This is a genomic window from Klebsiella sp. WP3-W18-ESBL-02 (assembly GCF_014168815.1).
Lineage (GTDB): Bacteria > Pseudomonadota > Gammaproteobacteria > Enterobacterales > Enterobacteriaceae > Kluyvera > Kluyvera ascorbata_B.
In genome coordinates this window covers 4,665,569-4,681,606 of sequence record NZ_AP021972.1, presented here as the reverse complement: position 1 = coordinate 4,681,606, position 16,038 = coordinate 4,665,569, and the positions used below count along the sequence as shown (strand labels likewise).

Annotated in this window: 9 protein-coding genes and 1 pseudogene; 3 read left to right on the top strand and 7 right to left on the bottom strand. The window is 53.2% G+C overall.

Translation table 11 applies throughout. From position 1 onward, the window contains the following. Window positions 1–5 precede the first annotated feature (5 nt). From lapD to H7R56_RS22515, 3 genes and pseudogenes are all read right to left on the bottom strand, one after another. Complete coding sequence (lapD, locus tag H7R56_RS22525) at window positions 6–1,943, bottom strand: cyclic di-GMP receptor LapD (protein ID WP_106927365.1); 1,938 nt, start codon at window positions 1,941–1,943, stop codon at window positions 6–8. A gap of 9 nt (window positions 1,944–1,952) precedes the next feature. Then, window positions 1,953–2,651 carry a cysteine protease LapG gene (lapG, locus tag H7R56_RS22520; RefSeq protein ID WP_106927367.1) on the bottom strand — a complete coding sequence of 233 codons (699 nt, stop codon included), beginning with the start codon at window positions 2,649–2,651 and terminating at the stop codon, window positions 1,953–1,955. Window positions 2,652–2,706: 55 nt separating this feature from the next. After that, window positions 2,707–4,341: pseudogene (locus H7R56_RS22515) on the bottom strand (Mur ligase); the annotation flags it as partial. A gap of 225 nt (window positions 4,342–4,566) precedes the next feature. Between H7R56_RS22515 and H7R56_RS22510 the strand changes: the two are divergent. After that, window positions 4,567–5,985 carry a UDP-N-acetylmuramoyl-tripeptide--D-alanyl-D-alanine ligase gene (locus H7R56_RS22510; protein ID WP_106927371.1) on the top strand — a complete coding sequence of 473 codons (1,419 nt, stop codon included), beginning with the start codon at window positions 4,567–4,569 and terminating at the stop codon, window positions 5,983–5,985. A 57-nt stretch (window positions 5,986–6,042) separates the two neighbouring features. On the opposite strand, the gene H7R56_RS22505 is transcribed toward H7R56_RS22510, so the two are convergent. The 4 genes from H7R56_RS22505 to H7R56_RS22490 are packed head-to-tail and all read right to left on the bottom strand — an operon-like array spanning window position 6,043 to window position 10,143. Continuing rightward, window positions 6,043–7,356, bottom strand: coding sequence for a PTS sugar transporter subunit IIC (locus H7R56_RS22505; RefSeq protein WP_106927373.1), 1,314 nt, complete (start codon window positions 7,354–7,356; stop codon window positions 6,043–6,045). Between the two features lie 6 nt (window positions 7,357–7,362). Beyond that, window positions 7,363–8,052, bottom strand: a complete 690-nt coding sequence (locus H7R56_RS22500) for a 6-phosphogluconolactonase (RefSeq protein ID WP_106927375.1) — start codon at window positions 8,050–8,052, stop codon at window positions 7,363–7,365. 16 nt (window positions 8,053–8,068) lie between these two features. Continuing rightward, window positions 8,069–9,391: a 6-phospho-beta-glucosidase gene (locus H7R56_RS22495; RefSeq protein WP_106927377.1), complete on the bottom strand. Its 1,323-nt coding sequence runs from the start codon at window positions 9,389–9,391 to the stop codon at window positions 8,069–8,071. Continuing rightward, on the bottom strand, window positions 9,391–10,143 hold the full coding sequence (locus tag H7R56_RS22490) for a MurR/RpiR family transcriptional regulator (protein WP_106927379.1): 753 nt from the start codon (window positions 10,141–10,143) through the stop codon (window positions 9,391–9,393). The genes H7R56_RS22495 and H7R56_RS22490 overlap by 1 nt, the downstream gene beginning before the upstream one ends. A 597-nt stretch (window positions 10,144–10,740) precedes the next feature. Between H7R56_RS22490 and H7R56_RS22485 the strand changes: the two genes are divergently transcribed. Next, complete coding sequence (locus tag H7R56_RS22485) at window positions 10,741–11,118, top strand: hypothetical protein (protein WP_106927381.1); 378 nt, start codon at window positions 10,741–10,743, stop codon at window positions 11,116–11,118. A 1,176-nt stretch (window positions 11,119–12,294) separates the two neighbouring features. Then, window positions 12,295–15,807, top strand: a complete 3,513-nt coding sequence (locus H7R56_RS22480) for an autotransporter outer membrane beta-barrel domain-containing protein (RefSeq protein ID WP_181358008.1) — start codon at window positions 12,295–12,297, stop codon at window positions 15,805–15,807. Window positions 15,808–16,038 lie beyond the last annotated feature (231 nt).

Sequence of the window (16,038 nt, the reverse complement as noted above, 5' to 3'; positions counted from 1 at the left end):
AATGATTATAGGGTGCTGGCATCGCTAAAATAGCGGCCCATAGCGCCGTAGAGGCCAATTTTTTCCAGCACTGCCAGTTCGCCTTCGGTTTCAACCCGCTCGGCGATAAGGGGTAAATTAATCTGTCGCGTTGCCCAGTAAATGGCCTCGATAAAGAGCTTTTTGTCTTCTTCTTTATTGATTTGATGGATATAGCCGCCGTCGACTTTAATCCAGGCAAGCCCCCACTGCGGCAGGTTGCCAATCAGGTGGAAGCGGCCGCCGAAGTGCTGGAGCCCCAGGCCACAGCCCAGTTCTTGTAGTTTTTTCACCAGCAGGTTTACGCGGTCTGGTTCCGGAAGTTCGTTCTCGTCCAGCTCAAGCGTCAGGCGCGACGCCAGATGGCGTGCGGCTTTGAGCGGTTGGAGCAGCGCGTTCAGGCTGTCATCGTCGGCAACGCTTTCACCGCTGATGCTAAGCGCAAAGGCATGGCTGGTGCTTTCCATGGCGCGCAGCGTCTGTTTGAGCATGACGACGTCCATGCGACGGCCGAGCGACAGGCGGCGAACCCAGGGAATAAAGCGGCCTGCTGGGATGATTTCGCCGTCGGCGGTTTTAATACGAGCCAGTATTTTTCTATGTAAAACAATGTGTTTAGTATTGCATTCGTAAACCGGCTGCGAGTACAGCTCGAAGGCTTCTCTGTCCAGAATGTCCGTCAGACGCTGATGCCAGTGGTGGTGATCTTCGTCGGTCACCTGCTGTGCGTTGGCGTTAGCATCGACGAACGTGCGCATGTCGGCTTCTGCCGCCACCAGGATTTGATCCGCCTGACGCAGCAGATGTTGTGGGGTATCGCCATAGTGGAAAGCGACTTGGGCAAAGTGCGCCACCGGGGTGACGTCGCTCAGGCCGGTTTCGTTCAGTGATTTTAGCTGTGTGCTGAGGGCGCTGGCGAAGCTCTCCATTTCCGTCGGCAGCACCGGCGCGGTGATGATAGCAAACTCACCGCCGCGCACGCGGGCGACGAAGCCTTCTGCGTGGAAGAAGCGCTGCTGGAGGTTGTTAAGAATATCGGCCACCGCTTTAAGCAGGGTGTCGGTGTTGGCGCCGCCAAGACGCTGGTTGAGGCCCATCAGATCCTGGACGCGCAGCAGGATCAGGTTGCCGTCGGCGTGATCTTCATCGCTCAGGCGGGTCTGGAATTTAATGTCAAAGGCGCGGCGGTTGTTCAGGCCAGTGAGGCTGTCGTTATAGGCTTCCTGACGCAGAGACTCGGTCCGTTTAGCCTGTTCGCTGAACAGTGCTTTGAGCTGCGTGACCATCATGTTTGTGGCTTCTACAACCCGGCGCAGTTCCGGCGTTTTTGGCAGCGCGGGCAGGCTCAGGAACTCGCGACGGCTGATGGCGGTGGCCTGTTCAACGATGTAGTTCAGCGGGCGCAGGCGGTTGCGCAGCAGGAACGTGGCGCCCAGAATACACAGCACGCTACAGCCGGTCAGCCACAGGAAGCTGGCAACGAGGCTGCTCCACAGGCGTGAAAGGGCAAACATCGGGTGGCTAACCACCTCCACGCGCGCGGCCTGCGTCCAGCCGCGCATGACGATGGCTTCCCCCTGGCCGGGGTTCAGGTGCACCATCCGGACAAACCAGCCCGGCACGTTAGCGCTGGGCGGAATGTTCTGGCGTTCGATAATCGGGTGGCCGGTTTTGATATCGACGACCTGAATGCGGTAGAAGTAGCCACTGTCAAAAATTGAGTTCACCATCAGTTCCGTCATGACGGGATCGTCGATGTGTGCGGTCAGCGACAGGCCGAGCGCTGTGGCGGCGTCCTGGGCATGGGCGCTCAGCTGGTTATGGTACTGTTCGCGCGAGCTTTCCAGCGTGGCGAAAAAATTCCCGCAGAAGATCGTCAGCGTAAACAGGCAGATGCCAATCAGTAGCTGTTTATAAAGGGACATGACCGCTTCCTATTCATTAATTACAAATCCTTCTGCACGCATCCTGGTGAGAAGATCCTGCCAACGAGAGAGCCTTTTGCTGTCGCCCACGCGCTTGCTGCCGCTGGCCTGTGGGATCCATAAGCCTTCCCCGTTAAAGGAATACACGGGGAGCAGATCGCTGCGGGCGGTAGCGGGTAAGATGGCGGGCTTAAGGTTATCGAGGACCAGCGGAATTGCATCCGGCGTCGAATACCAGGTGACAACCATATGTGCCTGATTTAATTGTAAGGCTTTAACATAGGTAATGCGCAGCTGGCTGGCCGGAACGCCTAATTCACGTAGGGTGAAATACTTCGCCAGCGCGTAATCTTCACAGTCTCCCGCACCTTTACGCAGCGCCTCTACCGGCGTTGCCCAATAATCTTCTTGCCCCCACACCGTCATATCATCGACGAAACGGATCCGCGAATTAAAAAACTGGTTTACGCGGTTCAGCGTGGCCTGAATATTGCCCTGCGTCGGTTGTTTTAGCAACGCCTCCCAGGCGTCAATATTACGCTGTGCGGCAGGCGTCGCCGGGCCATACAGGCGCTGAGTTCGCTGATTGATGGTATTGAAATCCCAGCCCGCGCCCAGCTCCGGAGGCACAAACAGCAGCAGTGCCAGAAACAATGAGAACCATCGTTTCCAGACAAACGGATGCGCGCGATCCCGCAGGCGCTTCATTCAGCGAACGCTCATCATCAGGAGTTTATGCCGTATAGCCATGTCGATGACGCCAGTGTTTTCGGTAAGCGACATAGCCAGACAGGTAATGTTCTACGTCGTCGATGCGTACCCGGAAGCTGTGATGTCGAATGAAAAAGCTGCCCACGATGCGGGCCGGGTTCTTGAAGAACATGGCCAGTTCTGGCCAGAAAAAGCCGTTGGCCAGGTAGCGCGCCCGTGTTTCCAGCGCGAGGTTGAACTGGTCGAGATCAAAACCGTCGAGCAGATGACGATGTTCTGACTCCGCCAGACGGGCCAGCATACGGGACGCGGCCATCATCAGCTCAAGCAGCGTAGGGTAGGTGGTGACCCGATGCATGACGAAGTCGAGATGATCGCGCACGTTGTCCAGACCAAACTGATAGTAGCGCTCAAGCGGACGGTACAGCGTGAGCTCGTTTACACAGTAGCTTAGCCAGTGGTCGTGAGCCTGCCAGTGTTTCTGCGCGATAAAGTGATCCATGGCGCGTTCCACCATCGCCAGCCAGCGCGGCGCTTTTGTGAGCCCGTACAGACGCATCAGCGCAAAGGCGGCTTCGCCGTCATAGTAGATGATGCGGTGCTCCGCCTTCAGCGACAGGTCCGACGCGTGCAGGACGTGGTTAAAGCCGCCGGTTTCCGGTTTCTGCATAAAGCCGATGCCGTTGGCCAGCCGCTGCATTTGTGCGAGGTAGCGCTCGTCGCCGGTCAGTTGGGTATATTTCGCCATCGCGAGGATGCAAACCGCATTGCCGCCGAGTTTAATTTCACCGCCGGTGTCGATCAGGAAATCGGCGTCGCTGCCGTCCGGTAGCGTGCGGGTGGCAATCAGCTCGGTGGAGAGATCGTTCAGCGCGCGTTCAATGGCGGCAAACTGCGCGGGGGCCTGGGTAACTTCCCAGCCTTCCAGCAGTGCGTAGGTTGAACTGGCATGGCGCAGGGCATTGTAGGTTGGAATCGCGCGATCGAAGCAGGGGAACCAGCCGTAATCGTAGCGCCCTGAGGGGGTGACCTGACGCGCCAGGTAGTCCGTTGCGGAGCCGATCATCGGATCGAGCGCCTCTTCCTGCCAGTGTGACAGTTGGCGATAGCCGGCGTTGCGCCCCGTTGACTCGATGGGGTAGACCCGCTCGCCGTCGCAGAACAGGCTGCGGGTCGTAAAACGCCAGATTAGCTGATCGGGCTTTTCCGGCCAGCGTAAGACAGTGGCAAAGCGCCAGCGAGAATAGTGGGCCAGATTGGCGGCATTGGGCGTTGCAACGCCTTCTGCACCGTGGTACAGCAGCGCGTTGGCGTTAATTTCCTGCTCGAGAATCGGGCGCTGGAAGTCGGGCGTCAGGCTCAGGCCAAAGCGGAAATAATTCCGTTTGGTTTTGCCGAGCTTCTCTTGCAGCGCATCCCAGCGCAGCGTCTGAATTTTGTCGACCAGATCGGCGCGTAGCCAGATGGGCTGATGCGGCTGTTGTTGCGCCCAGCGCTGTAGGTCATCCTCGGCGCGCTGCCAGGCCTCTTCCAGAGACTCGGCGCTGGCATAGGCGGTATAGCAGCGGCTCTGGCCATTCGAGGCGCTGAGAAACAGAATATAGCCCGGAAAAGGGGACGGCTGCGCGGCTGCGTTAAGCGCTTCCAGCTTAGGGCGCACATGCGCAAGTAGATGGCTCAGCGACATTTAAGCTCCTTGTCATATTGTGACGCCCTGTCTGAGATGAATCGCATTAAAATACCATTACGTATTGCGATTTATGTATTCTACATTTTTACTATATTGCTCTGAGAATAGAAAGTTACCTTACCGGGAACCGTTAATTTGGGCATAACGTATTGAATCATTACGCGTATCTTCTGCCCGTATCGCTGCGTCAGAATAAAATGTATCTGGAGTAAAAAATTAAAAATGGGTCAGATAAATGAAAAAGGAATTTTAGCGGCGAGCTGTTGGACGCGTGAATCCTTTATGGATGCCGCACCGGGGCGCTGGCTGAACCCACCGCCCGAGGGTTGGCAAGCTTCGGGGATTTCCATTTTTGCGCCCGCCATGCAGCCCGGTAATATGGTTTGCGTGCGGCCGGAGAATGAAACCGGTGGCATCCTGGCAGAACGACTCGAGACGTTGCCGTATCCCCCGACGGCCCTTATCGTCGATGATCCACAATGGCCTGTCGATGGAACTACGCCGGTTTATCTGGTTGAAGACCGAAACGAGACGCTGATGCGTTTAGGACGATACGCGCGTGACAGAATGCAGGGTAACGTCGTCGGCGTGACGGGCAGCGCAGGAAAAACAACCTGCGTCGCAATGCTGACAGCCGCACTGGCCGAGTGGGGACCGGCGCTTGGCAGCCAGCAAAATGCGAACCTGCCGCGCGGTATTGCGTGGAATATAGCGTCAATGCCTTGGAATACGCCGCAGGTGGTCGTTGAGATGGCGATTGGTCGTATGGATCTCAGCGCGCGGATGGTGCGCCCGACCGTGGCGGTGGTGACCAATATTCAGGCCGTCCACCTTCGCGATAACCAGTCGCTGCACGATATCGCGCGCACGAAGGCGATGATTTTTCTCGGTATGAAGCCCGGTGATATTGCGGTACTCAATCGCGATATGCAGGAATGGGACTGTATTTATGCGGCGGCGGTGAAGCAGGGGCTGCGCATCGTGACGTACGGCCAACGGGAAGGCTGTGATTGCCGTCTGCTGACGCACGATCCGGCAACTAACGGGGTCACGGCGCAGATATTTGGCCAGCCGTTTAGCTATGCCCTCCAGGCGGAGGGCCTGCATATGGCTCTCAACAGCGTCGCCGCGCTCGCCGTTGTTTCTGCGCTTGGCTATGACCCCAACGCTGCGCTAACAAGGTTGACGCGTTTTCAGGCGCTACCGGGGCGCGGAGAGGTGAATCACCTGACCGTGGCCGCCCACCCGATCACGGTGATTGATGATGCCTATAACGCCAATCCGGGTTCGATGATGATGGCGGTATCACAGCTCAGTGACTCTGTTCTGCCGGGGCGAAAAGTGCTGGTTCTGGGCGAAATGGCTGAGCTGGGTGATGGATACGATCAATATTATCGTGCGCTGGTGGCACATATTGCCCGCAGCAAGATTGATACCATTTATCTGATCGGTCAAACGTATCAGGACTATGCCGGCGCCATTTCCGGTGCCCAGCGTTGTATCCTGCTTGAGGGCGTTGATACGTTCAGAACCTCGTATCTGCGTGATATCCAGGACGGTGATACCGTTTTATTTAAAGGGTCGCATTCGGCAAATATCTGGAAATTAGTGAACTGGCTGAAGCTGCTGGCTTCCCGTTAGCGCCTTCGCCACCGGCTGTGAGTTGCCCCTCCTCCGTACGGAAAGAGGGGCGATTTATTACAGCGGCTGTAGCACGCCGGACGCATTGACCATTTGGTGTTCTTCATGAAGATATTGTTTGTCTAAAATCTTCACGAACGGCAGATAAATGGCGGTCGCGATAATCAAATTCACCGCTTGTAAGATGACCCCGGAAAATCCGGTGGTCAGAAAGCCAGAGACAAAAATTGGCGTCGTCCACGGAATGGAAATACCGGAGGTCGGCGGTACCCATCCGAGGGCAATAACCACGTAAGTGATCGTGCACAGAACGATCGGCGTAATCAGAAACGGAATCAGCATCAGCGGATTGAGAACGATCGGCAGGCCAAAAATAATCGGCTCGTTGATGTTAAAGATGGCCGCAGGTGCCGCCAGCTTTGAGAGCTGTTTTAACCGTGTGCTTTTGGCCACCATAAAGATGCTGATCAGCAGCGCGCCGGTAAAGCCAGTGCCACCGGCGATTAAATACACGTCTCTGAACTGCTGAGTGATGATATTCGTTGCTGCCAGCCCTTCCTGCGTTTGCGCCAGATTTTGCGCGCTGAGCGTCTGCCAGATTGGCCCCATGACGGAGGTCACGATAGAGTCGCCATGGATGCCGAAGAACCAGAACAGGCTGATCATCGTTTCGGCAACCAGCTGTGAGAAGATCGAGTTGCCTAAATACAGCAGCGGTTCTTGCAGTATGACGCTGATGAATTTACCCGGCGTGCCAAAATGGGTGGCTGCAAACAGCGTTTTGACGATTATCCAGAACAACAGCACCACTAAAATGGGCACCAGTGATTTAAACGATTTCGCAATTTCGCTCGGTACGCTCTCCGGCATTTTGATGGTAAAGGCGTGGTTTTCCAGAAACTGAACCATCTTGATGGTGATGACGGTGACGATAATGCCTAAAAACATCGATTCCGAGCTGAAATCAAGCAGCGCGTAGGCATCGGCAACCAGGCCACCCGATTCCGTCGTCACGCTGCCCGGCAGCATCAGGAAGAAAATCGCCACGGGTAAAATCGCGGTACTCTGGCTGAGATTGAGCTTGTCGACCAATTCCTTAGAGAAGGTGATTATCACCAGCAGCGTCATCAAGCCATAGCTGGCGTTGATGCCGTAGTTGAGTTTATCCAGCGTGCCTTTACCCAGCAGCGAGGTCATCAACTCGTTGTAGCCCGCAATGGGAAAGTTGGTGAGCAGCAGGAAAAAAGAACCGACAATCAAAAACGGGATCAGGGCAATAAAGGCGTTCTTAAGCGCCGTCAGGTAGATGTTTGCCGAAATTCTCTCGGCCAGTGGCAACATCTTTTGTTCGAGTAGAGAGGTTATGCTCATCGCCGATTACCCTTCAAGGTTTTTGGTCACGTAATAATGAACGTGCGGGAATTGTTTTAGGTAGATAGCAGGAACCTGAGTCCGTTGAGCATCGCCGTTGACGATAGTCTGATAAATGTCTTTTTTCGCTTCGTGGTTGATGATGACAATCACCTTTCCGGCCTTAATAATTTTGTTCAGCCCTACGGTAATGCCTTCGGTGAGCGTGACCTCTGCCGAGAAATATTTCTGGCTGGCGACGCGAATTGTGACGTCGTCGAGTTGCGTTTGCAGATAATCCGCAGCAAAGGACACGCCCGGTTCGTTTAAGCCGATATGCCCGTTCATGCCCACGCCCAGAATCACATAGTCAAACTCCTGGCCCTCAAGCGCCGCCTGGTAGTGGGCAATATTTTGCGCCGTTGCAGCAAACGGATCGAAATGCACTAACCGAACCGGATGCGCGCACTTGTGCACAAAGTCCTGATTAATCATGCTTAAGCAGCTGCCGTCAGATTCGCTGGGCACGTTCACCCACTCGTCGAGCGCAAAAAAGGTCAGGCGTTCGGCGATAGGTGTTGCCGCCAGCGCATCGTAAACCCAGCGCGGCGTGCTGCCGGAGGGGATCAGCACGCGGGAATGCGGCTTGAGCGCGGCGAGTTCGCTGACAATCTGAGCGGCCAGCGCGGATTGACTATCAAAAGCTGTAGAATTCATTTGTATCGTCCTGCCGTTAAAGTGTCGCAATCGTGTTGGCAAACAGCGGCAGGTACTTTTTGTTGGCCCGCAGCATATCTTTGACCAGCGCAACGCCCGCGTTATCGCTGGAGCATAATGGGTTGAAAATAAACCCGGCGATAAGCGCCTGATAATCGCCGGTGGCGGCGGCTTTGACGATTTGCGCTTCGTAGTCTTTCATCATGGCGACGATGCCTTTGGCCGGAGACGGGATCTCGCCGGTGCAAATTGGCATGGGCCCATTGCGGGTCAGCACGCAGTTCACTTCCACCACCGCGTCGGTCGGTAAATTGGTGATAGCGCCGTCGTTGCGCACGTTAACGGTCTGAATACTTTTATCGTCCAGGTAGATGGCGCGAATGACGTTCAGCGCTGCGGTGGAATAGAGTGCGCCGCCACGGGCTTCCAGCTCTTTCGGTTTTTCCTCAAGGGAAACATCGCTGTACTTTTTGAACAGCGCCGCTTCGATATTTTTGACGACTTCCCCGCGCGACAGCTCGGCAGCAGCCTGCTCGGCCAGCATTTCAGTGGTTTTGAGGTAGTATTTTAAATACGACGATGGGATCAGGTGGGTTGCAGCCAGCAGCTCTTTATTAAACTGTTCGTTGCTGACGTTTTTAAAACTCAGGGTGTCGACATCCGCCGCGTTGATTAACGCAATAACTTCACGCGTGCGGTCTTCGCCTTTGTGCAGAATTTTGGTAATAAAGTTCATATGGTTGGCGCCCTGAAACTCGACGTATAAATCGTCAATGCTGGCGTTCAGCAGCGCGGCAACCTGATGGGTCATGTTGATAGGGCCATTGCACAGGCCAATAACCCGACGGTTGCGGCTGTATTTGAGCACCGCTTCAGTGACCATTGAGGCCGGGTTGGTGAAGTTAATCAGCCAGGCGTTTGGGCAGATGTCGTGCATTTCATTGGCAATATCAATGATGACCGGAATGGTGCGCAAGGCTTTGAACATTCCGCCAGCGCCGTTGGTTTCCTGGCCGATAAAACCGTATGATTTTGGCAGCTTTTCATCGACGATTCTGGCGTCGATACCGCCAACGCGCAGCTGCGTGACCACGAAATCCGCATCCTGCAGGGCCGTTTTCCGCTCCAGGGTTTGGGTCACGTCGATGGCTAAGCCCGCTTTGGCCAGCATTCGTTGGGTCAGTTGGAAAATGATGTTCATTTTTTCTTTGCCCATCTCTACGTCAACTAACGCAATATGGGAGACGGGGAGCTGAGCGTGGTTTTTAATCACGCCTTCAATCAGTTCTGGCGTGTAGCTGCTTCCTGCGCCAATGACGACGAGTTTAACGGTTTTCATTAATCTTCTACCTTTGAATTAAATTTTAATGATACTTTTCTGACGTTCGATAAATGGAAAAGCATGATATCTATGATGGCTATTTGTATCGGGTAGCTAATATTTTCAAATGCCGTATCTTTAATAATGGCATTTTTATAGAGCAATACGGCATCGGCGTTCAGTGCCAGCGTTGAATTGGAACGACTGGTGATTGCCGCCACTTTTATGCCGTTTTTCCGAGCGTTCAGTATGATTTCTTCCAGCATTTCAGATTCACCACTGTTGGAGACAATCAATACGCAATCATTTTTAGTCAGAAAACGACTGCGCACATTACAGTTGGTGTAGTCCGTTTCATTAAGAATATTAAAACCCAGCACCATCAGGTTATAGCTGACATATTTAGCTACGCTATCAGAGGTGCCATATCCCCAGGTAATAATTGTGTTGCAGTCGGACAGAAAATCACAAAATGCTTTTACTTTACTTTCAGATACTTTGGTTAAGGCGTCCTGCATCTCCTGCATGTATTCACTGATAAAAGCATTGTGTTGTTGCGAGTGGTTCGCCCTTGAGAACACATGTCGAATGTCGACCTTAAACTCTTGATAATTATTAAACCCCAGCTTTTTTACCAGTTTAGAAATGGAGGGCGCGGTGGTGTATACGCGTTCGGCCAGTTCGTGAATCTTCATCTTATAAACGTCAGCAGGGTTTTCCTGGCAGAATTTATAGATACGTAACTCATTGCTGGTTAAATCTTTTCGCATGGAGTGCACCTTTTAATATACCGTGCGGGCACGGCATTGGCTCTCGGAGGGGATCTTAACAAGGTGGTATTGGAAATAGGTTTTATGATTTAGAAATTAATTTCCGTGATCTAAGTTATAAATTTCCTTGCCGCTGGCTTTCTCCTTTGCGGATTTGTGCCAGGGCCGTGTAGCAATGACAGCCACGGGGCAGGAGAGGGGGCGAGTGATCAGCAAAGAGAACGTCTAACGAGTGAATGTATTCGATGATTATCGGGTAGCGATTGGATGGTTTTGAGTCATTTTATCTATGGCAGGGGAGTCATCAATCTTATGATTCATAAAATAGGCGTAGGGGTCGTCTTTTTTGATGGGCTTGGTCGGTGATTTTACGTAATTTATCATATATTCTAAGGCGGATAATGCTCGCGAATACGTTAACTATGACATTAATTTACACACGACTTGCAGAACTCTAACTCATCACGACTATAATGCACCGGCGCGAAGGAACGGGCGATTTATTCAGAATTTAATAATGCCATCATCATCACTGTTCAGATGATGACGTTATTTTTAATTTAACCCATGATGCTTATATTTAAAGGACTAAATTAGATGATCAAAATATCCTTCTGGAAGGGTGTTCTGGCTTGGGTGAAGCTATCCTCACTGATGTTCTTTGCCTTCAGTGTTGTGTTGTTGTTGCCACACTTGGGTTTTGAAGACTTCAACATTTCCAAGCGTTTCCTGTCAATGAAGCTGTTTGTTATGGTCGCTATCGCCGCCTACCTGATCTACGTTTTTTCTTACGGAAAATTTCGACTGAAGCGGCGTGGATTCCTCCTTGCGGGTCTCGGCCATATTCTCTCCTGTCTGCTATTTGGGTTTATGTTCTATCCGATCGTCGGTTTTGCGATGGCCGTGTTCTACGCGATTGCGGCATATAAATTAGCGCAGACCAGGATAGGCTGTCAGTGCCATCATATGGCATAACCGGTTCACCGTCGTTTTTATCCTCTCAGTAAACGCGACGGTGCGACGTCTTGTCCATGGAGGGTTGATGATGACCAGAATCGCGTTTGTTTTCATTTATTCGCTGTTGTTTACCGCTCTTATTATCGCTTTCTCAGAGGTTTACCTCTTTAAGGCACAGCATCTCGATATTTTCAGAGACAACATCAGAGAACTTAGCCAGGTCTTGGATCTGTAATCGCTACGTAAGCTGTGTGTAAATTCCAGACAAAGAAAAGCCGCGGGCTGACGTTTGTTTGATGCATAAGATACGATTCCGGCAGTGCCTTCCTTCTGGGGCTGTATGTAAACTAACCATACGTTCATGTGTGGATACGTCAGTTTTAATTATTGTTCTATAGTAATAATCTTAGCCCTGGTATTAATAATCCTATTTGAAATCGCGTTTCTTATTTTTTATAAAGAATGACGCTATGTTTTGAGAGTTTTTTTTCCATTTTTATAGGGCGGATAAGATTATTGTCCTATATGTGGTGGAGCCGTTTATTGTTATGTTTATGTGCAGGGATTTCCGCCTTGACAACTTTTTATGTTGATGAAAATATAAAGTTTCCAGGGGGAGATAGCCGCGGTTCTGCCCTACTATAGCATCGGCAAAATGAGTGATATTAAGCCGGTAGTATCCTATGGTTAGAAAAAATGATGAATACAGGCATCAATGAATATGCTGTCGTTGCCGTCGAGGGTTAATGGCTTAAGCATATATTGTAGATGCATGCATTATATAATGACAAATACGCTGTTTGTACACTGATAACGTTGCTGGTCAGGCATAGTGCTACACCTGAATTTAAGCCTCTGGGCGCGTGAGTGGCAGGATGCCAATAGGCAACACGTTAAAATAAATGGAGATTATGATGCGAGTACATTCCAGCACGCATGTTGGCGACCGCCATTGCCTTATCACCGTCAATCCTTTTTTGCTAATAGCATCGCTTACCCCTCTTATATCAAAAAACAAGTTATGCGCCGTCAATAAGTCCTCAGCACTTTTTGACTGAAAAATTAATTAATTTGGAAATATTTGGAAGGTGCAATATGCGCATGTTATTTAGTAAAAAAATTCTCGCGATGGTGATATCTACGATCCTTTTCCCTGCGACTGCGTTAGCAAACCCCATTTTGGATGGTGATACCATGACATGGGACGGTACAAGTCTGCCTGACCGTAACGATTCCATTCTTCAACAGGGTGGCTTAAGCGGTGTGCATAATCTGGTGGTAAAGAATTACAATATTATCGACTTTCAGTTAGGTAACACGTTTAAGGGGATGAATATCCCTAGCATTATTAGTCTGGGGGTAGGCAATAGCACGGAAAGCAATCCCAATTATGGCGATCTGAGTCTTACAGTATTAGATTCCGTCATTAAAGGCCGAATAGATTATAAATGGCTCTGGGGCGGTCTCTACCTGCGCAGCGACACCGAAGGGTCGACCATCGTCACCACAAGCAATTCGAATATCGATCTCACGGTGAGTCAAAGCCTCGGCGGTTGGCTTCAGGGGGCGGCGATTTATACCGAACATAAAGGTGAAGAGGGGCATTCAGAGGTTGTTCTGAGTGAAGGGTCTGATATTACCTTGACGCTGGAGGCACCGGGTGTCGCTGCAGACTATAACCCGGCGGTATTGGCTTATGCGAACCTGGGCACTACGGCGGTCACCGCTGAGAAAAACACGTTAATCACGACGCAGGGTCTCGGTGCGACCGGGATTAAAACCTACTCTCGCGATGGCAGCACCATCGTACATGCTGGCACGATCAACAGCCTGGGAGATGCGGGCAACGGGATTTCTGCGCATGCGGCAGAAGATAGCAAGGGCGTCATTTCTATCGCTAATCTGGCCGACGGCGTCATCAATATGGCAGGCAATAGTTCCTCGGGGATAAGAGTTTTTAGCGCGGGAACGGGCGATATCAGCGTCTACAATGCCGGGAAGATTACGCTCGAGCAAGGCTATACGGGCGATTACGATAATACTGAGTCCAGCGCTATCCTCATGCAAACCTATGCAGACCAGATAGCCGCTGAAAATATCACCATGACGGCGGTGAATGATGGCGAGATCGTTGTTAAGGGCGTTACCTCACATGGCATCCATGCTGAAAGTAATATGGATTCCGGGACGATGGATATCCGCAATAACGGACTGCTGACCGTTGATGGCAGCGATTCCTTTGGGATTAAGGCGATGATTGCCGAGCGTCCCAACGTGTCTGGCACTGCGGAAATGCTGATCGTCAACTCGGGAACGCTGTCGCTGGGCGCGGGAGCGGCAAATTCCACGGGTATCCTTGCCCGTAACTCAGAAATGCTGGGTGATGCGACGGTATGGAACCAGGGTGAGCTGACCATCGCGGGCAGCAACTCCGATGCAATTTCTATGTTTGGCGGCAATAATGCCACCGTGCTCAACCAGGGGCTGATCGCGACCGCTGACGGTAGCGCGATACTGGCGGAAAGTAACCACGGCGAAACGCTGGTGGTCAACCAGGGCGATATCCTCGCGGCGTCGCTCACCGGCAGCACGCCGGTATATGGCATTAATGCCATCAGTAACTATGGCACGGCGGGCGTCTACTATGAGACCGGCACGCTGAAGGTCAGCGGTGAAAACAGCACGGCCATTGCCGTCAGCGGGTCGAATGGTCAGTCCGTTCAGCTTGCATCCGGTACGCATGTGGATGCGGCCGCCGGGTTAGGCGGGGTGGCGATGACGGGCAGCGGCGAAGGGGTGATTGCCATTGCCTCCGGGGCCACGGTTTCCGGCGGGGCAAAACAGGGTTACGGCGTGAAGTTTGCCGATACCACCTCCACGTATGCACTCGGCTCTGGCGCACAGTATACGCTGGAAAACGCCGGCAGCATCGGCGCACTGAGTGATTTGGCTATCGCCATTGACGACACCAACGGGCGTCAGGTGACGCTGAACAACTACGGCGATATCACCGGCTATCTGAACGCCGTCAACAGCAATACCACGCTGAACAACTACCACACCCTGAACCTGCGCAGTTTCTCCGATACCAACGGCGATGGCGAACGGGATACCAAACAGGTTGCCCTGCTGCAGTTCGGTGAGGGGGATAATCAGGTCAATAACGCGGCGGGAGCGCTGATTCAGCTGGCTGCCGTGCAGAATGCCGGTGCGGTCGATACCACCGGGATGTACAGCGCGCAGGGCACAAAATCCATCGCCACGGCGGGGATTAATCAGGCGCAGCTGCTGAACATGGACACCTTCCACAATGCGGGCACGCTGAACCTGGCGGTGAATCAGCTGGCGGGTGACCTGCTGGCGATCACGGCGAACAGCGAGCTGAGCGGCCAGTCGGCCCACGCCGGGGGAACGGTGACATCCGGGGGCGGCAGCTTCATCTCTGACGGCGGCTTCCTGCTGGTCGATACGGTGCTCAACGAAGGCGGCAGCGCCTCGCAAAGTGACGTACTGGTGGTCGACAATGCGCAGACCGGCAGCGCGGCGACGCGGATTCGGGTGAACCAGGTGGGCGGTAAAGGGGCCGTGACCAGCGAAGACGGGATCCTGGTGGTGGACGTGCTCGGGGCGTCTGAGCAGAACGCCTTTACGCTGGCGGGCGGGCCGCTGAAAGCGGGGGCCTATGAATACACGCTGGAGCAGGGCTCACTGCTGGATCCGAACAACCAGAGTTTCTATCTGCGTACCAGCCAGCAGCAGCTCAACCCGGATATCGGCAGCTACCTTGCCAACCAGGCGATGGCGACGGGGTTGTTTATGCACTCGCTGCATGACCGTCTGGGGGAGCCGCAGTACCTGGAACGCTTTAAAGGCGACGAGCGCGCTGAGCCGGGGATGTGGATCCGTGCGGTGGCGAGCAATACCAAATCGGATGCGGCCGGACGGTCGCTGAGCGTCGACAGTAATAACCGGGTGGTTCACCTGGGCGGCGATCTGACCCAGTGGGACACTGAGCATGGCGATCGTTATCACTTTGGTCTGATGGGCGCATGGGGCCGCGCGGACAGCGTCAGCCGTAGTAAAAGCACGGGGTCTTCGGCGCGTAGTAAAGTTGAAGGCTACGGCGCCGGGGCGTATCTCACCTGGTACGACAACGCAGAGCAGGCGGAAGGCTGGTACAGCGATCTGTGGAGCATGTACAGCTGGTTTAATAACAGCGCGGAAAATACGAAAGATTACCGCAGCCGCGCCTGGACCACGTCGCTGGAAACGGGCTATGCGAGTACGGTGAAGCCGTTTGAGAAATGGCGCTGGATGGTGGAACCGCAGGGGCAGATCAGCTACACGCACTACAGCGCATCGACCATTAATGACCGCAACGGCCTGCTGGTGAACAACGATGACGCCAGCGGCGTGGCGACGCGGCTGGGCATTCGTACCTACCTTCAGCCGACGGACGGCAACGAGAAGGCGCAGTTCCAGCCGTTCCTGACGGTGAACTGGTTATGGTCAGACGCGAACAACAGCATGAGCTTCAACAATACGACCTATTCAAGCGATATCCCGAAAAACCGCTTTGAAGCCAAACTGGGTCTGCAGGCGGAAGTGCGTCAGAACACCCACATTTATGGTCAGATTTCCGGGCAGGTGGGCGAGAATAACTACACGCACAAAGCGGCTCAGCTTGGGCTGCGCTACGAGTTCTGAGTGTGTTAAGGCGAAAAATCGGCGCGTTGCGCCGATTTTTTTTGCCCGTTCCGCCATTGAGGGCGCTGAAAACAAACGGCGAAGGCGATCTTTGCCAACCACAGGCAGCCATAAGCGCGATGCTGACTTAGATGAAGTTCAACAATACAAAGCCGTAGGATGGCAAAAGGCGAGGCGTATAGCGCCTTTTGTGGCTGAAAATACAGCAAATTAGCGCTTTGATAGCCATCA